This is a genomic window from Nostoc sp. CMAA1605 (assembly GCF_021596505.1).
GTDB lineage: Bacteria > Cyanobacteriota > Cyanobacteriia > Cyanobacteriales > Nostocaceae > Trichormus.
The window spans coordinates 68,781-93,209 of sequence record NZ_PJIZ01000011.1 but is presented as its reverse complement, the minus strand read 5'-3'; the positions used below and the strand labels follow the sequence as shown (position 1 = coordinate 93,209).

Sequence of the window (24,429 nt, the reverse complement as noted above, 5' to 3'; positions counted from 1 at the left end):
ATTCTACCCTGTGATGATTTTCGTCATTATTTAAATAGGCATTGATTTTGATATTCATAGGAAATTTATCAGTGTCCAAGCGTATTGGCTGGACACCACGTTTCAATAGCGATGCTATCACTCTATCAATAGTGAAATAATCACCACTGTGGGTAATCAATAAAACGACATCTTGCTGAAAACTCATAAAATATATATGTTAATGCCAATAAAAATTATATAATCTCTACGAAAAACAAACCCTTTGCAGTATATCAGTAGTTTTGAAAACACTCAGCATCTAACACTAAATATTGTTATATTCAGCAACATATTTAAGCTCATCTCAAAAAATATGCTGTTAAGTAGTTTAAATTTTTTAACTCCCATGTAACTAACTTTAATGAATAAACCAACCTTGATATAAGGTTGGTGATGCAAATATCCATTTAGGAATGTTTAAACTTTACATCCAATAACTTACTGAATTCCTCATCAAATTATTTGATGACAGCAATACTGTCATCACCATCAGAAGGATATTTTTGAGTTACTGCATCTTCCCCATCAGAAGGGAATTTAAGAGTGACTGCTATATCTTCTTTATCAGAAGGATATTTTTTAGTCGCGCATTGAAAACCGCCGTTAAATGCTTCGGATTCTTCATCAGAAATTTCCTCAACATTTTGCCCTTCTAAAAATCGAGCAAAAAATGGTACTGTTTCAGAATTTAAATTCTCTGGTTTATTTTCAGACATAAAACCTCCGATATTGTTGCGGATAAAAACATACATCCGTTTTTTTAGTATTACATTTTTTCTTAAAAAAGCAATCTTTTCAACCTTAACCATTAGTTAACTTTAGATAGCTTCTCATCAGATAAATAATTTTATTATGCACAAATTTTTCGACCATTAACTATCAATAGTCAAATAAAATTAATCTCTGATATTTTTATAGACACTCAAGTAGTGTCATTAATGGTACTATCAGAGCCAATATCAAGATTTATGCAAATCCAACAATAAAAATAATTTATCTAAAATGACTATAAAATTAAAAACCTATAACTTTATTTCATGAAATAGGACAATATTTTCCTGAGTCATGCCTAACCATTATGTAGATAAAAAAACGTTATATAGTTAAAAACACCATCATTGCCGAATTCTCTCATTGATTACCAATGAAATATAAAATTGTCTTGCAACGCAGCGAGGAAGATTGCGGTGCGGCTTGCATTGCAACTATTGCTAAACATTACGGACGTAATTTTGCTCTCAACCGTGTCAGAGAAGCCGTTGGTACAGGAGTGCAAGGTACAACTCTCGTAGGTTTAAGACGCGGTGCGGAAACTTTGGGATTTCACGCGCGCCAAGTCAGAGCCACCCCACAGTTAATTGAGAAACTCCACGAAGCACCCCTACCAGCAATTATTCATTGGAAAGGCTACCATTGGGTAGTTTTATACGGACAAAAAGGTAAAAAATACGTAATCGCTGATCCTGGTGTGGGAGTTCGTTACATTAGCCGAGAAGAATTAGCTAGAGATTGGCTAAATTGCGTCATGCTGTTATTAGCACCCGATGAGGTGCGTTTTTATCAGCAACCATCAGAAACATTCAATGGTTTTAGTCGATTTGTGGCGCGTGTATTACCCCATCGCCAGATTTTAACTGAAGCATTTCTGATTAACCTCGCAATGGGGATTTTATCCTTAACCACACCTTTTCTCATTCAAATTTTAACTGATGACGTATTAGTGAGAAGAGATACCCAACTGTTAACTACAGTGGTGATTGGTGTAATGGCGATGAACATATTTAGTAGTACCTTAAAACTGGTGCAATCTAATTTAATTGCCCATTTCGCTCAACGCCTAGAATTAGGTCTAACCCTGGAATTTGGTAGACAGATTTTGCGTCTGCCTTTAACTTATTATGAAACCCATCGGAGTGGTGAGATTGTCAGCAGGTTACGAGATATTGAAGAAATTAATCAATTAGTTTCCCAAATTGTCATTAGTCTGCCCAGTCAAATATTTATTGCTGTAATTTCGATTATTTTCATGGGAATATATAGCTTTAAACTGCTTCTTTTGGCAGTATTGATAGCTATAATTATGTCTACTTCAACAATTATTTTTCTACCTACCCTCCAAAGAAAAATTCGGGATATTTTAGTTGGTCAGGCTGATAATCAGGGAATGTTAGTAGAAACATTTAAAGGCATACTAACTTTAAAAACTAATAATACTGCTCCCCAGGCTTGGGAGGAGATTCAAATCCGCTTTGGTAATCTTGCTAACTTAAGTTTAACAACTGTAAAAATTGGAATTATTAATAATGTTTTTTCTGGCTTGGTTTCTGCTTTTGGTAATTTAGCTATCCTCTGGTTTGGTAGTAGTTTGGTGATTAGTCAAGAACTAAGCATTGGACAATTGTTAGCATTTAATGCTATGAATGCCAGTTTTAATGGTTTCTTTGCGAGTTTGATTGCCTTTGTGGATGAATTTGCTAGAGTTCAAACTGCGACACAACGCATTACAGAAATTATTGATACAACACCAGAAGACCCCAATGAAAATCATAAACCTTGGGCTGTAATTCCCGGCAATACTGATATTGTTTGTACTAATATTAACTTTCATCATTCAGGTAGGTCAGATTTATTAAAAGATTTCTCTTTAGTCATTCCTGGCGGTAAAGTTACGGCTTTGATTGGTAAATCTGGTTGTGGTAAGAGTACCTTAGTGAAACTGATTGCTGGTTTATATCCTCTCCAATCAGGCAATATTAGATTTGGGATATATAACCAAAATGATTTATCTTTAGAATGTCAACGACGGCAGATAATTTTAGTACCTCAAGAAGCACATTTTTGGAGTCGGTCAATTTTAGATAATTTCCGCTTTTGTTATCCCCAAGCGACATTTGAAGAAATCGTACAGGCTTGTAAAATGGCTAGTGCTGATGAATTTATTCAAGAGTTACCAGATAATTATCAAACTGTCTTAGGGGAATTTGGTGCGAACATATCAGGAGGACAAAAACAAAGATTAGCTTTAGCTAGAGCCATTGTCACAGAACCACCAATTTTAATTTTAGATGAATCTACAAGTGCCTTAGATCCCATCTTAGAAGCACAAGTATTAGATAAACTACTACATTATCGTCAAGGTAAAACGACAATTATTATTAGTCATCGTCCCAGGGTAATTTTACGGGCAGATTTTATTATGCTTTTGGATAAAGGAAATCTCAAAATACAAGGTTCTCCAGAGGAACTGCAAAATCTAACGGGAGAACATTTAGACTTTTTAAATCCTTAGCCTTTCTCGGTGTTTTGCTTCTATAATTAATACCAACAGGGCATTGTTTTCAGTTTACAGATATAAAAACCATATCTTGCAGTATATTGCTATTTTATGCAACCCAGTTTGAAACACTATGCTGATTACTTTTCGATAGGGATTTACTTAAACATTTGTGCCTATAGTGAAATCATCAACTGGGTAGATAAACTAATTGCAGAAATTGACCATCCTGAAGATTGGATGATTGAACTATCTACGAGTGCATATAAACACCCATTAGATGTTGTGCATCTACTAGATTCTATTCCGGGCGAACAAAATTTAGAAATCTCATTGAGATTGATAATTGCTAAGTTGGGTAGAATTTACCCCTTACCGTCACCTGAAAATCATCACTTTGCCAAACCTGTACATAGTCAATTTTTGCGATCGCTGTATCACTTAATTTTTGATGCTGATAGCATTGCCGACGAAATCAGAACAGCCATTTACCAGATTGATATAGATTTGGACTATGTAGAGCAAGGTTATGGAGATTGGTCAGTGATTGAGCAAGACTATGAAAAACTACTGGCTACTAGTTTTGACTATCAGCAATGGCTGTAAAACTTACGTAGAAAGACTGTAAACTTAGTGCTGTTGCTCTTAAACTACCGAATTTCTACTCTAGCAGCATTTAGAATTCTCCCTAGAATTGTGACAATTAAGCTAGAATTATTAAAGCTTCTTTACAGAATTTGCTGATCATCCCCAATTCTGTTAAAACAGCCTAGCACTGTAATGTAAATCTACAATAACCCTTCTAGAGTTCACCACTAAGTTTCTATGACGCTCCCAATTCGTAACGTCGCCATTATCGCCCACGTAGACCACGGCAAAACCACCCTGGTTGATGCACTCCTGAGACAGTCCGGCATTTTCCGAGAAGGTGAAGACGTTCCGGATTGCGTCATGGACTCCAACGACCTAGAACGGGAAAGAGGAATCACCATCCTGGCGAAAAATACCGCCGTTCGCTACAAAGAGACCCTCATCAATATTATTGATACCCCTGGACACGCTGACTTCGGTGGCGAAGTAGAACGTGTATTGGGTATGGTTGACGGTTGTATCCTGATTGTTGATGCCAATGAAGGCCCCATGCCTCAAACCCGCTTCGTGTTGAAAAAGGCATTGGAAAAAGGCTTACGTCCCATCGTCGTTGTCAACAAAATCGACCGTCCCCAAGCCGAACCCCACGGTGCAATAGATAAAGTATTGGATCTGTTCTTAGAATTAGGCGCAGATGATGACCAGTGCGACTTCCCCTATCTGTTCGCCTCTGGTCTTTCTGGCTACGCAAAAGAAACCTTGGAAGACGAACCCAAGGATATGCAGCCTTTATTTGATGCCATTTTGCGCCACGTTCCACCCCCAGTAGGTGATGCTACCAAGCCTCTGCAATTGCAAGTTACAACCCTAGATTATTCTGAATATCTAGGACGCATCGTCATTGGTAGAATCCACAACGGCACAATTCGCGGTGGACAGCAAGCAGCTTTGGTAACAGAAACAGGCGCGATTGTCAAGGCTAAAATTAGCAAATTGCTCGGTTTTGAAGGTTTGAAGCGGGTGGAATTAGAAGAAGCTTCCGCCGGTCACATCGTGGCGGTGGCTGGTTTTGCTGATGCGAACATCGGGGAAACCATCACAGACCCCAACGAACCCCAAGCTTTACCACTAATTAAAGTAGATGAACCTACCTTACAAATGACCTTCTGGGTGAATGATTCACCTTTTGCGGGTCAAGAAGGTAAACTAGTTACGTCGAGACAAGTACGCGATCGCCTGTTCCGTGAATTAGAAACCAACGTGGCTTTACGCGTCGAAGAAACCGACTCCCCCGACAAATTCCTAGTTTCCGGTCGTGGTGAATTACACTTGGGTATCTTAATCGAAACCATGCGCCGCGAAGGTTATGAGTTTCAGGTTTCCCAGCCACAGGTAATTTACCGTGAAGTTAACGGTCAGCCTTGCGAACCTTATGAATTGTTAGTGTTAGACGTTCCCTCGGATGCAGTTGGTAGCTGTATCGAACGCCTCGGACAACGCAAAGGCGAAATGCAAGATATGCAGCCTGGAGTTAGCAACCGTACCCAGCTAGAATTCGTCATTCCCGCCCGTGGTTTGATTGGGTTCCGTGGTGAATTCATGCGGATGACCCGTGGTGAAGGGATCATGAACCACAGTTTCTTAGATTATCGTCCTCTGTGTGGCGAAATTGAAGCCCGTAACAAAGGTGTATTGATTGCCTTTGAAGAAGGTGTTTCCACATTCTACGCCATGAAGAACGCTGAAGATAGAGGTTTATTCTTCATTGTTCCTGGTACTAAAGTGTACAAGGGCATGATTGTCGGTGAACACAACCGTCCTCAAGACTTAGAACTGAATGTCTGCAAAACCAAGCAATTAACCAACCACCGCGCCGCCGGTGGCGATGAGTTGGTACAGTTGCAAGCACCAGTAGAAATGAGTCTCGAACGGGCGTTAGAGTACATCGGCCCCGATGAGTTGGTGGAAGTTACACCCCAATCTATTCGTCTACGTAAGATGGCGAAGAAGTTGGCGAAACGGTAAGTAAAGTCATTACTTAATTACCAAAAGCCCGCATCTGCGGGCTTTTTTATTTGTTAATTAAATTATTTTCTCAGGGATATTACATATAAGAAATATTGGTGTTCGCATTATGATGAATCAATTAAATAACAGTTTAACTTATGACAGGAATGTGAAATTATACAGAGCGAACATAGTGATTTATTAGAGCAGATTTTCAAACAAGTAGGAATAAACGTAATACTATTACAGCACATAGAAAAAGAAAAGGTTTGAAGTTTATTATTCCATTTATATCTGATCCAAATGGCAGTACAAAGAATATTGATGATATAAGAAAACAAAGAGAATCTGTGAAGGCACAAACTCTAGGCTACTTAGTAAATACTTTTCTTACATCTGTTAATGATAATGATAATAAATATGCGGAGATTTTGAGAGAAATTGTTAATCAAAGAAACAAACTTGTCCATAATTTTGGTAATGAGCAAGGATTGACTATATTAAATACCGAAGAAGGGCGTAAAAATTTATTAACTCAGTTAAAGGCGCAACATCAAGAAATAACTTTCTTTTATAAAGAAATAAAATCTTATATATCTCCTGTGCTTCTTTTAATGAAAGAAGGCTATGGCAAATCTCATCCACAATTAGTAACCTTATATAACTCTTTAAAACAGTCTATTATATCTGACGGAGTTGAGTATATAAATCTCTTAGACCCTTCAGATACAGCATGGTCAAGTACAAGAATCGTGAAACTACTACAACTAGCTGAAATAAACACAGAAAAAATCGATGATATGACTTCGTTAGCAAAAGCTGGTGAATTTATAAAAAAAATATATCCAGAGTATACACCAAAAAAATATGGCGTTAGAAGTCTAAAAAAAATTTTAAAGATATGTGGTCTATTTGAAATAAGCGAAATACAAGATAGTCAACAGAGTAGCATTTTATATAAAAGTAAAACAATAAACAAGGAAGTTGAAAACGAAATGGAAGATGAATTACGTCCTGAGTATGATTTTGCTCAAATGGAAGGAGGGGTTAGAGGTAAATATGTTGAGCGATATCGTACAAAAACAAATATAGTGCGTTTAGATCCTGATGTTGCTGAAGCTTTTCCTAACGATGAAGCGGTGAATAACGCATTAAGATTACTAATTCAGATTGCCCAGCGTCAGCAAGCTAACACTAATGAACAGCCAACAGAATAAAAGCCTGCACTTGCGGGCTTTTTGTTTTTGATTTATCTTGACTTACTCACCCGATGCACCAGCTTTTACCTAAGTTCCCATGAATTAGCAACGCTGAATGTTAAACTAAATTGAGTTTTACAAGAATAGGTTGAGACATAAGGACGGTTAGCAGTTGAAGGAGTTTGACAAACCCATTCCACAAGAAAGCCTTGACATTGTTGAGAAGACCCGAACTAACTTATTTGCTTGGCGTGGTCAGTTTTCACCTCAACTTATTGAAGTTATATTAGACTCATATTGTCTGCCCAACTCAGTTATTCTTGACCCTTTTGTTGGTAGTGGAACTGTTTTGCTAGAGGCTGGCACTCTCGGATTAAAGTCCTATGGTTTTGAAATCAACCCAGCTGCCTTAATTCTTAGTAAAATATATGAATTCATAAATAATTCTCAAAGAAAACAGGTCATAAAAGTTATTAATAACTTAATAGATAGAGAATTTATATGTGAAATTTTTGCTAATAGTAACCATTTATCGGATTTAGCAGTAAGATTAAGAGAAATCAGAAACAATTTAGGTGAAGAAGAAAGAAAATTGTTTGATGCTTTAATTATACTCCTTGATGTTGGCAAAAATAATATTAATAATGAATTTATTCAATATAATTTTAATGATTTGGGTAACTTAATTAACAAGCTTCATTATTCCGAAAAAACAATTAGAGTAGCTTTATATGATGCCCGTTATCTTCCTTTAGAAAATGACAAAATCGATTTTGTTATCACATCACCACCTTACATAAACGTATTTAATTATCATCAAAATTACCGGATGTCTGCTGAAATATTGGGATGGGATATATTAAAGATAGCTAAGTCAGAAATTGGATCTAACAGGGCGAATAGAAGCAACCGATTTTATACGGTAGTACAATACTGTATAGATATGGCTAATACTCTAAGGGAACTCTCAAGAGTAACTAAAGATAAGGCTAGACTTGTGTTTGTTGTGGGACATGAATCTAATGTCATGGGATCACCTTTTTACAATGCTGACATTATTGAAAAAATTGGAATTAGAACAAATCTGTTTCATAAAGTTTTGAGACAAAAAAGAGAATTTAAGAATAAGTTTGGCAAAATTATTAGAGAGGATTTAATTAACTTTGTTAATTTGAAAAATCAGCGTGAGCAAGAAACAGTTGAGCAAATTGCTAGAGAAGTGGCATTTGATGTACTCAAAAATAGTCTTGTCTTAGTCCCACCAAAAAATATTGAGTTTCTAGAAAGTGCAATTTCCAAAATTCCCAATATTCAAGGAACACCGATTCTAGACAAAAATTCCCATATACACTAATAATATTAGTCTGTTTTATTAGGAAAGATAAAAATTATCAGAAAAATCAATATATGTCTGAACTTTCTCGTCCTCATTACACTAAACTAACTGCTTGTCTCAATAACCGTCGGCTACCGGGATCTGATAAAGAAAGGCTAGAAGAGGCTGTGAGAAAGTATCACCAGTGGATTGCTGATTTAGAGGCAATTGAGTGCGGTCAACTAGATACAGTAGAAAAGTTAGTAGAAGCGACTAATCGATACAAACGTTTTATTGAGCTTGATCTAATATTCGACAGTTCAGAGAACTTTTTATATAGGCAGAAGGGTCAGCTAAAACTAGATAATACTATTTTAGAGGAATTTCTACCGCAAGTTGTTTTTCGTAGTTTGCGAGGAATAGATGATTCTTTTGAGTTAGGTCCAAGAAGTACATTCTCAGGTCTTTCTTTTCTATCATCTCTGGGAAATCTTGGTCAAGGCGGTGAACCAAGTATTAGGACGAAAGACCAGGATTTCATACTTGGGAAAAGATTATATTTAAAGTCATCCTTTGATCCTGGGTTTCAGAAATATAAGTTGATTGAGTCACATCTAGGATATGTGTGTGCGGAATGCAAGACAAATTTAGATAAGACTATGTTTCAAGAAGCAGTAGCAACAAGTAGAGATTTGAAGATAGCTGTTCCTGGTTCTTTATATTTTCTCATTTGTGAATTTCTTGATATGGCACCAATTTCTATCATTTCAACTCAAATTGATGATGTGTTAATCGTACGAAAAACTAAGCGGATGTCTTCTAATATTCGACAAGAGTATCGAACACCAAGGGAGAGACAACTTCATAGACAGGAATATGTAGATTTTCTGGATATTTCTAAATACTACCCCGATGTATTTCAAAGGATGATTGATAAGATACAGGCTCTAATTGATGATACAAGTCCATCAATAGAAAATGTTTTAGAGCAGGGGCATTTTTAAGACTATCTGTTGCAATCACAATAAACATTTCCAATTTGTTTCCCAGGCTTGGCATTCTGTTTTACAGCAGATTCGATGTTTATGAGGTACAGCAACCGATGGAACGTCAAGTTTTAAAACTACCTTCTATAATTGGTGTACCTCAATTACTTCAAAAGTGCTGTATGTTGAGCGATTTCTTGTTTCATAGCTTCCTGATTAGCCCTCTTATGTCACTTTCCGGGAGGGCAATCGCTAGAAGCCCTATGAGGCAATCAATACAAGCTATTCTATTAGAAAAAAGTTGGTCTTGTATTTATTATTAGAAAATAATCGCGCAAACGCCTGTTATACAAAAGCTCTAGAATTCAGAAATGGCAAAAGTTTTCGGAGAGTGACAGAAGAGGGATAGAAGTTGGAAGAAATAATCAAATCCTGCCTTCTCATCAATACAGGTGAGTAAAATAATTTTGTCCCAAGCATTAACTGTACGAATTGATAAGCGATTTTGCAGCCAGGGTTGAAAATTTTTATAAAAATCACTTTCGGCTTCAGTATTAGTAATACCTACTTCTGACCGAGCAAAGCGATAACCTTGAATAAACATCCGCAAATTGCTAATAGAGGCTGAACCCAGGTATAGTCCTGGTTTGCTTTTAATTTTTTCTAGTAACTCAAATAATGTACTCATTGTTAATTAGCTTTATTGAATTGCATCTCTAAAACTCGTCAATCACTTCCACTTGAAATTCATTAGATAGAGAAGTAAAATCTTTTACCCAATTTTCTGGTGAAAGTCCTTGTCGAGAAAGGTTGTCAAAGATTTTGCCATAGACTTCAACACCATCACCATGAACACCATTTTCCGTAATGCTTTCAAAGCAACCCTGCTGTTCAAGGCGATCGCTAAGGATAAAATCTTCGTTATCATACCTGGTCGAAACCCGCCAAATTTTCCCTTGTACTCCACGTTGTTTAAGCCATTTTTTCAGTGTACTGGCGCATTCTTGGCAATGAAGCAGAGGAAATCGGACGACGATATTACCAATAGCTTCGTAAAGTTCTGCAATGGTTTTATTGTCTGAAGGTTCTGTCAGGCAAAGCACCTCCTGAACAAAAAGCTTGTTTTATTGTAGCGTGTGAGTGATGCCTGAAGACAAAAAGCAGAGCTGATAAGCATTTTTTCGGTTTATGATTTCTTGGCTTGTATCATTATCAAGCTATGAAGATTTGCGATCGCCTTCATCTTTTCAGTAAGCAGGTAATAATAAATGCAATTATGTCCTTAGCTCTACTTACTAACACAAAATAAAAGAGTGGTATTATTTATAACAAGAATGACTAAAATCGCCCAAATCTGCCCATGCTGGACGAAAAAGAATCCCTAGAAGAAGACTACAAACTGCAACGGGAGAAAGTTGACAGGATTAGAAAAGCGTGGGTGATTGAAACAGAACCAGCCGACAAATTTAAATATGAACAACAGCTTCAGGAAGAAAAACGCATACTCAATGAACTTGGCGAACAGTTGGATGTAATTGAACGCCAGTATCACAATTATCAAAAAAAATCCAAATTAGATGGAATAATTAATATACTGCAAGGATACTTTGACAAAGAAAAAACTGCTATTTTCAATGCCTACGAAGCATCATTGCATCAAGTGCGTAAACTCAATAAAATTAATCCGCAAAATATAGCAGAAATAGTTAATGAACTGGATTTACCAACACAAGGTAATTATAGTTATATAGATAAATTTGTCGGTTATTTATATCTGAATAATACAGAGTTATCATTATCTGAAGATTTTCAAGGATGGCGGCAAAAACATATTCAAGAATGGCATGAATTAATTCAACAATTGCTCCAAGAACAACAACAGCGACAACAACAGTCTCACCCCTGTTTAATGATGGCAATTAGTGCATCAGGCGATCACTATGTTGTTGAAGCATGGCTAATTAAAAATTTATTAGCATATAATCGAGAATCTTTTACTGATTGTGAGCAACTCAAGATTGATAATCAATTAGAAATATCTACAGACAAAAATTTAACTAATTTGCCTCAAATCATTATTAATTTAATTCAACAAAGTTTAATTAAGGCTGATAAGAACATAAAGCAAATTCATCTTTTCTTGCCGTCTGAATTAATGAATCATGATTTTGATACTTGGAAAACTGAGGAATTTGAAGAGGACGAAGAGGATTTCGCTACAGGAATTTGTGAAGATTATGAAGTGGTAATTCGTTGTTCAGATAGATTAAGAGGTAAAAGTCCTCCTGTTTTCAAATGGCGTGAAAAAGGTAATCAATTTAAAGATAAATTAGAACATTACGCGAATAGTGTTTTTGTTTTAGGCTCTAGTGATCATCAAAAAACTTTATTTGATCAGATTAAACAGGAACATATAATTGCCGTTAAAATTACTAGTATCTTTGAAAAAAGAGATGTATTAGGAAAAATTATCTTTAAATCGGCTCTACCTCTGGCTTTATGGACTCGTCAACCAATCCCTGATATCGACGGAGAATTCCAGAGAATTTTAACACCAGAAAATAATGATATATCTTTAAAAAAATTACCGTCCCAATTTAAAAATCAAAAATCCCAAGGTAGTAACCATATCACCCATCTATGCTTATTGTGGGATAACCCCGATTTATTACCACCAGAACAACTACTAAGCCAAAAGCAACTCTAAACTTGAGCAATTTTATGAACGACTGGCAAATTTTTACAGGAAATAGCGAACCTCATGATAACTGGGAGTTACCAGCACCTCCCAAATGGCGGCCTTTTGGTCAAGAAATTGACCAGAATAAAAACCGTAGCCAAGTCCGAGGTGAAACTTTTCAACCGCGTGAAGAAGAAATCAAAATGATCAACGCAGCTTTATATCTGCGACGACCTTTATTAATTACTGGTAAACCAGGAACAGGTAAATCTTCTTTAGCTTATGCTGTGGCTAGAGAATTGATGTTAGGAGAAGTTTTATATTGGCCGATCGCATCTCGTACTACCCTCAAAGATGGATTATACAGCTATGATGCGATCGCTCGCTTACAGGAAGTCAAACAGCAGCAGAATTCCTCAAAAGCCAGTAGCATTGAAGACTACATTACCTTAGGCCCTTTGGGAACAGCTTTACTCCCATCACCAAAACCCCGCGTTCTTCTCATAGATGAAATTGATAAAAGTGATATTGATTTACCTAACGACCTATTAAATATTTTTGAGGAAGGACGTTTTGAAATTGAAGAGTTAGTCAGACTCAAAAAAGAAATTCCTGTAGTGGAGGTGCGTACTGCATATACCGCAGATATTAGCCACGAAATTATCGAAGGCAGAGTAATATGTACTACATTCCCTCTAGTTATCTTAACTAGTAATGGAGAGCGAGATTTTCCACCACCATTTTTGCGACGTTGTTTAAGGCTAACAATGAAAGAGCCAGATAAAGCACAATTAGTCAAAATCATTGCGGCTCATTTAGGTAAAGAAATCGCCGACCCCAATAATTCTACAAAATTAACAAACGAAGCTCTGAATACATTAGTAGATAATTTTATTCAAGAAAGAAACTCAAAAACCCTAGCCAATGATCAATTGCTCAATGCTCTATTTATGGTGACAAAAGGACGCATTGATACAAAAGATGGATTGATTAAACAACTGCTGCAAGACTTAGGTCAAGTTGAAGAAGATGAGTGAAAATTCTGGCTATGATGCAGTGCAACGCTTTGTGAATATCTTAGAGCATAGTGGTTTAAAGAAACGTTTAGAACTCAGTGATGAGGATATAGCAGATACACTGTGGCTAGCTCTGCACATGGGAGTGGAAAATCCACAAATCAAAGAAAAACCACCTCAAAATCCCAAAGAAACTGCAAATATTCCTGAAAATACCAATACAAATATTCAAGCGGCTGAACCTATTGAACCGCCTATTAATATTTATACACCACCTTCAAATCTATCCGATCAAAAGTCTCAAACTGAAGAAAATATAGAGGGTTTACCTTTTCCCACCCCTACTGCACCAGCTTTACCAAACAAACTACAAATTAGTAGAGCTTTACGTCCTTTAATGCGTAAAGTCGCTTCATATTCCCGCAGGATTGTGGATGTTGAAGCTACCGTTAACCGTATTGTAGAAGCTCTAATTGTTGAACAGGAAATTTGGCTACCTATTACTAAACCTCAACCTGAACGCTGGTTAAGCTTGGAACTAGTAATAGAAGAAAACCGGTCTTCATTTATTTGGCAAGAAACTATTAATGAGTTAATTCAAATATTAGATAACTATGGCATATTTTTTAATGTCAGAGTTTGGAATTTAGCAACTAATGAGCAAGGAGAATTACAATTAATTAGTAGAAGAAAAGGTAAATCAAGATATCTTAGAATATATAATTATCGAGAATTATATCATATTAATGGGCGAGGGTTAATTTTACTTGTCAGTGATTGTGTATCTAATATTTGGCAACAAGAAACTATTTATAATTGGTTACAAAAATGGTCTCATCAATCTTCCACTGCAATTTTGCAGCTTTTCCCGGAAAGACTGTGGTTAAGTAGTGAATTAGGCTTAGGTTATAAAGTAAAGGTGAGTTCTTTTCACCCTGGTGTACCTAATACTAAATTAATTTATCAGGAAGATTTAGATATAGAGCAAGCTTTAAATTTACCGATTATCACTCTAGAATCTATATCTCTCAAAACCTGGGCAAAAGTGATTGCAGGCTATGGTAGAACGCAAACGCCAGCTATTATTTTAGACATGGAATTTGTGCAAGAACAAATCAATCAGCACACTACATCCCCAGTTTTAGAAATATTGCCAGAAACAATTGTAGATCGTTTTCTATCCACTGCCTCACCTACTGCACAAAAATTAGCAGGATTAATGGCGGCTGTTCCTGTGAGTTTACCTGTAGTGCATTTAATTCAAAAGACTATGCTGCCGCAATCTACACCTATAAATGTGGCAGAAGTCTTTTTAAGTGGCATGATTACTAAAAAGCAAAATGATCCTGTTTCTGTCGCTTGGCACTATGAATATGATTTTGTGGAGGGAGTCCGAAAATTACTTAATCAAGCGATGTTGTTAGCAGACACGGAGAATGTTTTAGATGTAGTCTCTGAATACATCGCTGAAAAAATGGGATTATCTCTAAAAACTTTCACATCGCTGCTGTTAAATTTGCCAGATTTAAGTGCAGAACAACAAGAAAATTTATTACCATTTGCCCATGTGACAACAGAAGTATTACGCAATCTCGGTGGGAGATATGCAGAGTTTGCAGAAAAAGTTGCCCCGAATGATTTACCACCAAACCCAGATAATTATCACTCACTGTTGCAATTATTTGCCGGTGAATATATTTGTCAAGTTAAATCTGGTTATGAAAATTGGCGCGAAGGACTAGAATTATTATCGATTTCTCCCCAAGGTAAAGTGAAGTTTCGTTCACGGTTGGGGTTGACAGTAATTGAAAACTGGCAAATAGAAGGACAACAAATTTCTTGGAGTTTTGAAGATAATCGTACTGCTGCTAGTATTACTTTTACAGAAAATAGTGGCAATGCTGACTTTTGGGAGCGATATCAAGAAGGTAAATTATTTGAGGGATGGTTGAATTATCCCCATGAAGGCAGAATAGATTTTAGAGGTTACTCGTCTACTTCTTTTGCACATAAAATATTAAGAGCTAGTGGGGAAACTTGCCCATCAGGCTACACTTTGGTGACATACGAAGAAGCCATAGAAAACCGAGAAATTCTGAGTAGAAAATTAGAGACTTGGGACATTGCTAGAATTGCTGGCGGTGGCTCTATGGATGGTTCGGGATATGATTCTAAAATACGTCAACAAGATGAACGCGGACTTGGGCATTCTCTTTGCAAGCGATTAGATTTAGGCGTGATTCAGTTTACTATAGCTACCCTAGAACGTCAGCTAAATAACCCAGAAGAATGGATAATAAACTATCAACAAGGGCAAGCAGAATACATTACTGAGGTATTAGCAGAAGGCGTTGAATTGGAAATGATAGAAATTCCCGCAGGGACATTTTTGATGGGTGCGCCGGAAGATGAATTAGAAAGTAGTGATGTAGAAAAACCACAACATCAAGTCACAGTTCCTAGCTTCTATATAGGGCGATATCCTATTACTCAAGCACAATGGCAAGCTGTAGCCGCGCTGCCCCAAGTTGAGCGAGAACTAAACCCAGATCCATCTGGTTTTAAAGGCTCAAATCGACCTGTAGAACAAGTTTCTTGGTATGATGCGGTTGAGTTTTGCGCTCGCCTCTCCCAACATACAGGCAGAAGCTACCGCCTACCCAGTGAAGCCGAATGGGAATATGCCTGTAGAGCCAGAACAACCACCCCATTCCATTTTGGCGAAACACTTACATCAGAATTAGCCAACTACAATGCTAACTACAGTTACGGGGCAGGAGTGAAAGGAAGTTATCGAGAGCTAACATTAGAAGTAGGCAGTTTTGGAGTAGCAAACGCCTTTGGGCTGTGCGATATGCACGGAAACGTCATGGAATGGTGTTTAGACGACTGGCACGGAAGCTATACAGGTGCGCCAGAAGATGGTAGTGCGTGGTTTGATGATAATAATAACCTTTATCAAAAACAAGGAGTTGCCGTGTTGCGGGGCGGTTCCTGGAACGACGATCCTGAAAGCTGCCGTTCTGCGTCCCGTATCGACAACGTTGGGGCGGAGCGCAGCATCAACGACTACCTTATTGGTTTTCGTGTTGTTTGCGGTGTTGGAAGGATTCCCCGGCGGGACATTAAACTTTAGCCCTTTTTTACTTTGCGCTTGTTCTTTTTTCTTTGTTTGTCACTGTAAATTTTTTTACAAAAATCTTTGATTTGACAAGAGATATTCAATCTTAACGATTTGCGATCGCTCTCATTCTCCAAAGTTTAGATTTAGAGCGATCGCTTTTTTCATTTCTCGATTTTCAACTTGATATCAACACTCTGTTATTAACTTTAGTACACAGGAGTTTTTAGCAGGTTAATATGATTCTGCAATCAATACGTGTCTCTTTTCCCTATAGTTCTTTCAGGACTAAAGTCCTAACTACAAACATTTACTAAACACAGCAATTTTCGTGACCAATTTATGCTTATGCTATTAATTAACCTTTGAAATGAAAGCCTATTGGGCATAACTTCGGCAAATCTTGATTATCTGTATATGAATTGGATTAACTTTGAATTTATCTTTACATTTATTCTGCCAAAACTAATATATGCAACTTTCATTAGTGCAGTTATTGGGGCTGTTGTGGGTGGTGTGATTGGGCTAATTATGGGCAAAATTAGCCGCCGCATGAAAGAAACCCTCATACCTGCAATGTTGGGTTCTTTTATTGGGATGATGCTGCTGGCAATGATACCTATTTTTGCTAGTCCAAATACCTACATAGGAGGGCCTTTTGGGGGACTGTCGATATTATTGCAGTTCATTGTCGTAGCACCAGCAGGTTCGATTATCGGCGGTGTGGTGGGTGGAACTTGTGGACTTAAGCTTTCTCCCCAATTCAAGCCCCGTTTTACACTGATTGGATTAATTTTCACCTACAGTGTAATGTTGATTTCAATGTATGTGACATTAGCACCTCCGCCCTTTCAATTTATCAAGACTAGCGGACAGGAGCAGGACTTTCTACCCAATATTGGCAATATTATCGGCTATGAACAGAAATTTGAATCATTTTACAAAGGAATCCATTGTTTAGGTTTTACCCGTGATGGCAATAAATTAATCGTTGCTGATTCTGGGAATCTGAGAGTTTGGCAAATAGATGCTGGTAAATTACTTCACTCATTCCTTGGACTGTCAGAAACAGAAGGCTATTCACCTCTTACTGATAGCATAGATGCGATCGCCGTTACTCCCGATGACAAAACTATAGTTACAGCCGCATCACAACAAGTTCAAATTCGGGAACTGGAAACAGGGAATATTCTGCACAGGTTGAATGGTGGTTATTACATCAAGCTGACTCCTGATGGTAAAACCCTCATTGGCTTAAAAAGTACAGAGGAACCTACAGAGGATATAGGAGTTTGGGAACTTAGCAGTGGCAAATTACTGCGTACTATTCCTGCTAACTTAGAAACTCTCGACTCTGGTTATCCCATAGATATTACTCCCGATGGTAGAACTGTAGTCATTGCCAATAGTTCCTATAGCAACCAGATAGAAGTTTGGGACATTAATACAGGTAAGCGTCTGCAATCCTTTGGTGATAATCAAGGCAAGCGTGTTACTACATTAGCAGTTACACCTGATGGTAAAAACCTGATTACTGCCCAGAACAATAATTTGCAAATCTGGGACATGAAAACACAAAAGATTGTGAGAACAATTCCCAATGTGGGAACAGTCCAAACCTTGTTAGTCACACCAGATAGTCAGACATTGATTAGTCAAGGTGAAGGTTTGCAAATTCCACCTCAGCAAAGTAATGATGGTTTAAATATTTGGCAAATTAGCACAGGCAAAAAATTGTTAAGTTGGAAAAAACCACCCAAATTTTCTTCCACTAAAGTAGCACTTAGTCCTGATGGTAAAACTCTAGCTGCTAGTGAGCATGAAGGTGTGAGACTGTGGCGGTTGGCTTTGACGCGCTGACTTTTCACGGGATTTGGAAAATAGGATGCGGTTCGCGTGTATCCTCCGTGAACTAATGTCTTGTAGTAACTTGGTTGGCAATCTCATTAATAACTAAATGAAGCGGGTATGATGTAATTAGACCCGCTTCATTAGTTATACGGTTTTTTCAAAACAAGACTTACGCAAAAATAACCTCGCTCTGTCATGACGAGCGATCGCAACGTAATCTCATCTGACGTTGGGATTGCTTTCCTACACTTATCGGCGTTGCGTAAGTCCTAGAAAAATAAAATTCTTATGGTTGAAAATGCCTCGCTAAGTTGATATTGTTTACTGCACAATCTGAGTACACCCATTAGCATCAGGAGGTGCTACTGTTGTTACAGCAGTTGTAAGTAACAGTGAGTTAGGTGTTTGACCCAAGGCATTACCTGTAGCAATTACATCAAAAATGACTCCCGCCGGGACTGCTTGATTCGCAATTTCTACTGTGAGTGGTGGATTGAAGGCATTATTGATCAATGGATTAAATTGGTCAGGTAAAACTGGATTGAAGTTATATGTACCAGCCGTCAGTTCTGGGTAAGCAATAGCAGTTTTGGGTATCAGGTCTGTAATACGAGTTTCATCCACATTTGGGCTAGAGGATTTGCTAATACGGAAATCTATAACAGCACTAGTTTCCGAAAAGCGATACCAACGTCCTTTAAATTTACCAGGATTAGGCTGTGTTAAATCTTCTGGAATCACAAAAGGTGATTGATTAAATAATGGTTGACCTGACGGGCCTTGTAGTGTTCCTGTGATCGCTACTGTATAAGCACTATTAGGCGCACCTGTAAAGGTTCTAGAAGCAATTGTACTAGAAGTACCAGATTGCACAAAAAGTACGTGAATATTTCCTGGTATTACATCTATATATTGACTAGCTTGACGAAAATCTACATTCTCCAAAACTTTTTTACCGTTGACAATGACATCAACTGGTGACGCAGTAGGAACAGCAGCGTTAATCACTCTTAATTTGGTAGAGCATTTATAAGGGTTTAGAATAGGATTGAGGATAGAATTTAGTAAGCTGGCAGTGTAAAACTTTTGTGAAGGCTTTGGAAATAGTTGAGAATTGGCTAAACTTTTGGATGGAAAACTAGTCCAACTCATTAAAGATAATGCCAAAACACCTAAGAATAACCGTTTGGTTAGAAACATATCTTTCTCCTATCGTGAGACGAAAATAACCAATGAGCAAGCTTTATTCTGCATAAAAAATGATGCGATAATCATCGCAAACATTTTTTATGTATGGGGCTATAGATATTGCAATGGTAGATATTGAAGTTGAGAAGACACGTTATTTTTTCTGTTGTTTTCTCAACCACGAGATACTGTTAGTTCTTGAGTAACTAATGTGCTGAAAACACACTAAACTCTGTACTCAAGAACCATAGTTTTGCTGTGAAGAGTATGAGCAGTAAGCAAGTCTATTAATCTGTTAAAGTCTTCCAAAAGAAATATGAGTATTTTATTGATAAAATACTTACACTTCTCTAGTAACAAATGATTTTGTTTTGAATCTTTCTTGTTTTTGTATTTCTAATTAATTTTGTATTGCTTTTCCCACCTCCTTGTCAGGCTACTCTTGATTGATAATTACAAAGCTTTTAAATTTCTTCATGTTATCTTAACATAGTCAATCCGAGAGATAAAATTAATATTAACAATGATCATAATTTGTTTGTTTTATGACCAATAATCTGATAATCCTTCTGGCAAACCCTTAAACATTGCCCAGTTTAAGGGGAGCATCCACTTTTAGAAAATACGCAACTTCTGGGAAAACATAAGAAAAAATATTAGAACAGATAAAATATTTTGAATTATTCACAATGAACCAGGATAAGATAGCCAAATAAATTTGGCTCATTCGCTTATATCCCCCAGATGAATCAGGGAGTTTTACGCATCACGACTCATAATTTTGGGATTGGAATGATGAAATTGATGGGAACTCGTGGCCTAAATTACTATCAAGTAATACCAATTGCGAATTGCGTTAGCGTAGCGGGACGTACCCTTCCGGGGAAGCAAGCTACGCGTAGCATCTCGGAGACAAGTCCATCGCGTTAGCGTAGCGGGAGCATCGTTGCGAATTGGTATTAAAGTTGACTCATTTATACACAGAATAATGATGGTAATCAAGTCGGGGTTAAAAAGAATCAAAGTCCCCCGTCATAAAGGAGATTTAGAAACCACATTCTGCACTTAGTAAGAGGATATGTGTAGACTGTAGACTCGCCGGGGAGGGGTTTTTCTTCCCTAATTGGGTGTGGGTATTTCTGTCGGGGTGTCGCTGGGTGTGGGTGTAGGTGTAGTGGTTTCCGTGGGAGTTGGTGTTGGTTCTGGTGGGTTGGGATTTTCCACTGTCAGGACGAGTTGATAATTTTGTGATGTGGAAGCGGTGGACACCAAAACAAATTCGTAGAATCCCGATTCTGGTAATTCTGTGGCTAAAGTCCGTTCGGAGGAATCTTCTAAAAACGTTACTTTCCCAGAAGGAGAATAAATCGATAACAAAACTTGGGAATTGGCTTCTACCTCAAAATCTAAAGTTTGATTTTGGGCTAAATCAGCAATAAAAACTTTACCCTCACCAGGTTTGAGATTACCTTCGAGAGTTTTACTAATAGCACCAGGATCAAAAACAATTTTTTCTAAAGCTCTACCACCAACGATCGCATTCACTTTATCACTAACAAAGGCGTGCCAAACTTGTCCGATGGGTTGGCTGATAAAATTTTTACCTTTCCGTTCTGGGAAGACATTAAAGAAAGCTGCATCACCTAAATCATACAAAGCGCGGCTACTAACATTAACTTGATTGACATCTACCTTCCAGCGATTGAGATCAGCGTCAGTGTAAGTACCTAATTGTCTTCTGGCTCTGGGACTCAAAGGTTTAAGTTTTTCTAGTAAATTACCCGCAACCTGATCCCATTCGGTGCGTAACTGTTCGTCTTTTGCTTCATCGCTGAGGGTTTGTCCCCGTAAACTGGGATTTTGTTCCCAAAACACTTGGTTAACTAAGTTCACATAGAAATTAAAATCTACACCCAATTGTTGACGGCTGGTGTTTAATGTTTGCTTGCGTCGTCTTTCGGCTGGGGAATATTTATCTAAAGGGTTGGTTGGTTGGGTAATTGTGGGTGTCGGTGTCGGTGTGGAATCAACGATGATGGGATCATCTTTTTTTCCACTCACTCCCCACCAGATTAAGCCCCCAGTTACGACTAAAGCCAATACGGCCAAAAAAGTTTTAGTAGGTGTCCATTGATTTTGGGGTGTGGGGGGAATTGCAGCTGGGGGTGTGGGGGAAATTTGAGGAACAGGAGAAGCGGCGAGGGTGTCTGCGGAGGTAGGCGCGGTGGTCGGAGTGGGGGCTTGAGTGGGGGGATAATATACTGGTGTGGGGTTGAGTGCGTCTAGAACTTGTTGGGCTGACTGATAGCGATCGCCAGGACGAGAAGCTAACATTTGATCTAAGACTTGCCCTAACACTGGACTCAGAGTAATTTCCCTTCTCCATAGCCAAGACATATTGTAGTTATCTACCAGTTCTTGGGGTTGTTTCGTTGTCAATAAAACGATAGCTGTCACCGCCAAAGCATATAAATCACTGTGGGGAGACACTGCACCTGTTTGCATTTGTTCTGGTGGTGCAAACCCTACCTTACCTAGTAAGGTAGCGGCTGGAGGTGGTGCGGCTACTCCTGGTTGATAATATTGGGAAGCAACGGCGGCTACTACTTGCTTCACGCCACCGAAATCAATTAATATTGGTAGCTGATCAACTGTGCGAAGAATTAAATTATCTGGTGAAATATCACGATGAATTACACCTAAAGAATGGATGTAACTCAATACTGGTAAAATTTGCTGTAAAAGTTGTCTAATTTCTAATTCTGTAAATCTTAAACCCTGTTGTCTTCGGGCATTTAATAACGCGCTATAAGTTTGTCCTTCGACGTAATCTTGAACTAAAAATAAATATTCTTGTCCGGCTAATTTAATATGAAACTGTTCCCGAAAACGGGGAATTTGGGGATGTTGCAGTTTATATAAAACGCTTGCTTCTCGCTGAAATAATTCTTGCGCCTTTTTGACAACATACTCACTTTGAACTTGGGGGGAAAACTCCTTTAAAACACAAAGTTCTCGAAAACGGTTAATATCTTCAGCTAAATAAGTACGTCCAAAACCCCCCTGACCGAGTTGACGTATAATCACATAGCGATCGCCTAAAGTTAGCCCTGGTTGAATGTTAGTCATTAGTTATTAGTCATTAGTCATTAGTCATTAGTTATCTGCTTTGTCTGGCTTGACTGACTTGATCAGATGCGATCGCATACCAAACTTGTCTTAAGGTGTTCGGATTTAGTTTCCCACGCTCTTGACCTGGAAACAACTTATCGAATTTTTGATTGGTGTCTCGATTAAGATCATTGACTGTATAGTTTCCTAGTTGTCCTGAACGGGCTTGTCTCCTCCAATTTTCATAATCTCTTTCTGTGTAGCTTCCTAGTTGACGGCGTGCGTTTGTACTGAGGTTAGCCTGTTCTATTTTATTTAATAAATCTGCGCCGACAGTAGCCCATTCATCGCGCAAGGCTGCATCTTCTGGTTTAGAGGTGAGGCTGCGTCCTTTCAATTCTGGTTTTTGGGCATAAAATAATTCATCTACTGTCTGAATAAAAAAGCCTTCGGGAACTTCTAACTGTTGACGACGGCTTAAAACTTGACTAAGGCTCACCTTATCTTTACCACTTACTGGTTGAGCAATAGGATTAGGTAAAGATGGCAGTTGAGGTAAAGAAATTTGCGGTGGTTGAATAGATGACACACCTTTAATGATGGAATTGACGACAGCCCAAGTTCCTGCGCCTGTCAAAATCACTATAGCCGTACCGCCAAAACTCACAGCAAAGGGACGCAACCAAGCAGGTAACGGTAATTTTTGCGACGCTAGTTGAGTTTTGTTATGCAGCTTACTGACAATCGCCCCAGCTTTGCGTCCTGGGGCAACAATCATGGTTTTAATCTTGGTAAGATGGGTCACGGGTGCTTTTGTTACGTCTGGTGATGGTAAATCTTTGAGAATTTGATCAGCATTTTGATAGCGATCACTTGGTTTATAAGCAAGCATTTTTTTCAACACCGCCTCTAGCTTAAAGCTGACATTGATTTCCCTACCCCAACGCCAAATCCCTTGATAGCTGTCATATAATTTTTGCGGTTCTTTCCCTGTCAGTAAAACTAAAACTGTCACCGCTAAAGAATATAAATCACTGTTTTTATAGACTTTTCCTTGGCGTAGCTGTTCTTCTGGTGCGTAACCTTTTTTCCCTAAAAGTGTGTAGTTACCAGCCAACTGAGTAAACCAAAAACCTTGGGAAGCCGGTAATTGCTTCACCCCCCCAAAATCAATCAGTACAGGTAAATTATCAGAACGTCGCCAAATCAAATTATCCGGTGAAATGTCGCGGTGGACTACATCTTGGGAATGTATATAGGATAAAACTGGTAATATTTTTTCTAAAAAATTAATGATTTCGGCTTCAGTGAAACTTTTCCCTTGACTCTGACGCTCTTCTAGGAGCTTGTCAAAATTATCACCATCTATATAATCTTGGACTAAAAAGAAAAACTCCTTACTCCCAAGAGTTACTTGAAATGAATTATGAAACATGGGAATTTGCGTATGGTTGAGTTTTTTGAGGACATTCGCCTCTCGCTCAAACAACTCCCTAGCTTTTTGTAAATCCTGTTTCTCTGTGACTTGGGGCGCAAATTCTTTCAGTACACAGGTTTGATTTGATTTTTTTGTATCCTCAGCCAAATAAGTTCGTCCAAAACCACCCTGTCCCAATTGACGAATCACTCGATAACGATTGTCTACAATTTGTCCAGCAGCAAGAGCCAACGGTTCGCCGCAATGAATGCAAAAACGATTACTGCTACTGTTTGCGTGTTTTTTACTGCAATATACCTGCATGGCTCTGAAGGATATGGTGATGGTTTTTATAAATTACTACAACCAGTACAGTTCTATTTACGAATATTCTCTCGGCAAAGTTGGGGATTGGGGACTGGGGATTGGGGACTGGGCATTGGGCATTGCTCTTTCTTCCATCTCCTCCTCTGCATCCTTGCACCCCTGCCCCCTTGCCATCAAGGTGAAGTCCCTTACTTTTTCTGGATTGGGAAGTACGTCATACCATTTCACGAAAAACCTGATACAGATGTAAACCCTGAAAGTTTTGCTGCATCTAAGTTTTTTAATTGCGAATTGCGTTAGCGTAGCGGGACGTTAGTCCATTGCG

The 24,429-nt window shown here is 38.1% G+C and carries 18 protein-coding genes and 1 pseudogene; 12 read left to right on the top strand and 7 right to left on the bottom strand.

Translation table 11 applies throughout. The annotated features are described in order from the left end of the window. The coding region (locus CV014_RS06500) for an MvdC/MvdD family ATP grasp protein (RefSeq protein WP_339391058.1) at nucleotides 1-187 on the bottom strand (187 nt) is incomplete at its 3' end. 292 nt (nucleotides 188-479) lie between these two features. Then, a complete protein-coding gene (locus CV014_RS06495) occupies nucleotides 480-830 on the bottom strand; it encodes a microviridin/marinostatin family tricyclic proteinase inhibitor (RefSeq protein ID WP_236141279.1) in 351 nt (116 codons plus the stop codon). A gap of 335 nt (nucleotides 831-1,165) precedes the next feature. On the opposite strand from CV014_RS06495, the gene CV014_RS06490 reads away from it, so the two are divergent. The 7 genes and pseudogenes from CV014_RS06490 (at nucleotide 1,166) to CV014_RS06460 (ending at nucleotide 9,411) form a co-directional block, all read left to right on the top strand. Then, nucleotides 1,166-3,310 (top strand): peptidase domain-containing ABC transporter, encoded by a 2,145-nt coding sequence (locus tag CV014_RS06490; protein ID WP_236141278.1) that lies wholly within the window; start codon nucleotides 1,166-1,168, stop codon nucleotides 3,308-3,310. 96 nt (nucleotides 3,311-3,406) lie between these two features. After that, nucleotides 3,407-3,901: a hypothetical protein gene (locus tag CV014_RS06485; protein WP_236141277.1), complete on the top strand. Its 495-nt coding sequence runs from the start codon at nucleotides 3,407-3,409 to the stop codon at nucleotides 3,899-3,901. Between the two features lie 219 nt (nucleotides 3,902-4,120). After that, nucleotides 4,121-5,911 carry a translational GTPase TypA gene (gene typA, locus CV014_RS06480; RefSeq protein WP_236141276.1) on the top strand — a complete coding sequence of 597 codons (1,791 nt, stop codon included), beginning with the start codon at nucleotides 4,121-4,123 and terminating at the stop codon, nucleotides 5,909-5,911. Between the two features lie 596 nt (nucleotides 5,912-6,507). Continuing rightward, nucleotides 6,508-6,825: pseudogene (locus CV014_RS06475) on the top strand (OST-HTH/LOTUS domain-containing protein); the annotation flags it as partial. Between the two features lie 39 nt (nucleotides 6,826-6,864). After that, on the top strand, nucleotides 6,865-7,110 hold the full coding sequence (locus tag CV014_RS06470; protein WP_236141281.1) for a BrnA antitoxin family protein: 246 nt from the start codon (nucleotides 6,865-6,867) through the stop codon (nucleotides 7,108-7,110). Nucleotides 7,111-7,264: 154 nt separating this feature from the next. Next, entirely contained in the window at nucleotides 7,265-8,446 is a 1,182-nt protein-coding gene (locus CV014_RS06465) for a DNA methyltransferase (RefSeq protein WP_236141275.1), read from the top strand. A 53-nt stretch (nucleotides 8,447-8,499) separates the two neighbouring features. Beyond that, nucleotides 8,500-9,411 carry a Bpu10I family restriction endonuclease gene (locus CV014_RS06460; protein WP_236141274.1) on the top strand — a complete coding sequence of 304 codons (912 nt, stop codon included), beginning with the start codon at nucleotides 8,500-8,502 and terminating at the stop codon, nucleotides 9,409-9,411. A 340-nt stretch (nucleotides 9,412-9,751) separates the two neighbouring features. Here CV014_RS06460 and CV014_RS06455 read toward each other — a convergent pair whose 3' ends face one another. Both CV014_RS06455 and CV014_RS06450 read right to left on the bottom strand, forming a co-directional pair. After that, entirely contained in the window at nucleotides 9,752-10,081 is a 330-nt protein-coding gene (locus CV014_RS06455; RefSeq protein WP_236141273.1) for a hypothetical protein, read from the bottom strand. A 28-nt stretch (nucleotides 10,082-10,109) separates the two neighbouring features. Then, nucleotides 10,110-10,496 carry a papain fold toxin domain-containing protein gene (locus CV014_RS06450; RefSeq protein ID WP_236141272.1) on the bottom strand — a complete coding sequence of 129 codons (387 nt, stop codon included), beginning with the start codon at nucleotides 10,494-10,496 and terminating at the stop codon, nucleotides 10,110-10,112. Between the two features lie 257 nt (nucleotides 10,497-10,753). On the opposite strand from CV014_RS06450, the gene CV014_RS06445 reads away from it, so the two are divergent. The 4 genes from CV014_RS06445 (at nucleotide 10,754) to CV014_RS06425 (ending at nucleotide 18,070) form a co-directional block, all read left to right on the top strand. Next, entirely contained in the window at nucleotides 10,754-12,100 is a 1,347-nt protein-coding gene (locus tag CV014_RS06445; protein WP_236141271.1) for a VMAP-C domain-containing protein, read from the top strand. A gap of 14 nt (nucleotides 12,101-12,114) precedes the next feature. Beyond that, nucleotides 12,115-13,110 (top strand): AAA family ATPase, encoded by a 996-nt coding sequence (locus CV014_RS06440; RefSeq protein WP_236141270.1) that lies wholly within the window; start codon nucleotides 12,115-12,117, stop codon nucleotides 13,108-13,110. Further along, a complete protein-coding gene (locus tag CV014_RS30340; RefSeq protein ID WP_329608346.1) occupies nucleotides 13,103-16,225 on the top strand; it encodes an SAV_2336 N-terminal domain-related protein in 3,123 nt (1,040 codons plus the stop codon). Before CV014_RS06440 ends, CV014_RS30340 begins: the two co-directional genes overlap by 8 nt. A gap of 402 nt (nucleotides 16,226-16,627) precedes the next feature. Then, nucleotides 16,628-18,070 carry a beta-propeller domain-containing protein gene (locus tag CV014_RS06425; RefSeq protein WP_236141269.1) on the top strand — a complete coding sequence of 481 codons (1,443 nt, stop codon included), beginning with the start codon at nucleotides 16,628-16,630 and terminating at the stop codon, nucleotides 18,068-18,070. Nucleotides 18,071-18,382: 312 nt separating this feature from the next. Here CV014_RS06425 and CV014_RS06420 read toward each other — a convergent pair whose 3' ends face one another. The 3 genes from CV014_RS06420 to CV014_RS06410 all read right to left on the bottom strand — a co-directional run bounded on the left by CV014_RS06420 (nucleotide 18,383) and on the right by CV014_RS06410 (nucleotide 24,101). Continuing rightward, a complete protein-coding gene (locus CV014_RS06420) occupies nucleotides 18,383-19,261 on the bottom strand; it encodes a DUF4397 domain-containing protein (protein ID WP_236141268.1) in 879 nt (292 codons plus the stop codon). Nucleotides 19,262-20,368: 1,107 nt separating this feature from the next. Next, entirely contained in the window at nucleotides 20,369-22,378 is a 2,010-nt protein-coding gene (locus CV014_RS06415) for a serine/threonine-protein kinase (protein WP_236141267.1), read from the bottom strand. A gap of 31 nt (nucleotides 22,379-22,409) precedes the next feature. Continuing rightward, nucleotides 22,410-24,101 (bottom strand): serine/threonine-protein kinase, encoded by a 1,692-nt coding sequence (locus CV014_RS06410; protein WP_236141266.1) that lies wholly within the window; start codon nucleotides 24,099-24,101, stop codon nucleotides 22,410-22,412. Between CV014_RS06410 and CV014_RS06405 the strand changes: the two genes are divergently transcribed. Then, the gene (locus CV014_RS06405; protein ID WP_236141283.1) at nucleotides 24,042-24,404 is read left to right on the top strand and encodes a hypothetical protein; all 363 of its coding nucleotides are present in this window, start codon (nucleotides 24,042-24,044) and stop codon (nucleotides 24,402-24,404) included. The two genes, CV014_RS06410 and CV014_RS06405, sit on opposite strands and share 60 nt — an antisense overlap. The last annotated feature ends 25 nt before the right edge of the window (nucleotides 24,405-24,429 follow it).

Bases quoted from the DNA above. Each gene is read 5' to 3' on its own strand.
- CV014_RS06415 (WP_236141267.1), bottom strand. From the start codon at position 22,378: ATGACTAACATTCAACCAGGGCTAACTTTAGGCGATCGCTATGTGATT.
- CV014_RS06420 (WP_236141268.1), bottom strand. From the start codon at position 19,261: ATGTTTCTAACCAAACGGTTATTCTTAGGTGTTTTGGCATTATCTTTA.
- CV014_RS06495 (WP_236141279.1), bottom strand. From the start codon at position 830: ATGGTTAAGGTTGAAAAGATTGCTTTTTTAAGAAAAAATGTAATACTA.
- CV014_RS06455 (WP_236141273.1), bottom strand. From the start codon at position 10,081: ATGAGTACATTATTTGAGTTACTAGAAAAAATTAAAAGCAAACCAGGA.
- CV014_RS06445 (WP_236141271.1), top strand. From the start codon at position 10,754: ATGCTGGACGAAAAAGAATCCCTAGAAGAAGACTACAAACTGCAACGG.
- CV014_RS06460 (WP_236141274.1), top strand. From the start codon at position 8,500: ATGTCTGAACTTTCTCGTCCTCATTACACTAAACTAACTGCTTGTCTC.
- CV014_RS06440 (WP_236141270.1), top strand. From the start codon at position 12,115: ATGAACGACTGGCAAATTTTTACAGGAAATAGCGAACCTCATGATAAC.
- CV014_RS30340 (WP_329608346.1), top strand. From the start codon at position 13,103: ATGAGTGAAAATTCTGGCTATGATGCAGTGCAACGCTTTGTGAATATC.
- CV014_RS06405 (WP_236141283.1), top strand. From the start codon at position 24,042: ATGAATGCAAAAACGATTACTGCTACTGTTTGCGTGTTTTTTACTGCA.
- typA (WP_236141276.1), top strand. From the start codon at position 4,121: ATGACGCTCCCAATTCGTAACGTCGCCATTATCGCCCACGTAGACCAC.
- CV014_RS06490 (WP_236141278.1), top strand. From the start codon at position 1,166: ATGAAATATAAAATTGTCTTGCAACGCAGCGAGGAAGATTGCGGTGCG.
- CV014_RS06485 (WP_236141277.1), top strand. From the start codon at position 3,407: ATGCAACCCAGTTTGAAACACTATGCTGATTACTTTTCGATAGGGATT.
- CV014_RS06410 (WP_236141266.1), bottom strand. From the start codon at position 24,101: ATGCAGGTATATTGCAGTAAAAAACACGCAAACAGTAGCAGTAATCGT.
- CV014_RS06425 (WP_236141269.1), top strand. From the start codon at position 16,628: ATGAATTGGATTAACTTTGAATTTATCTTTACATTTATTCTGCCAAAA.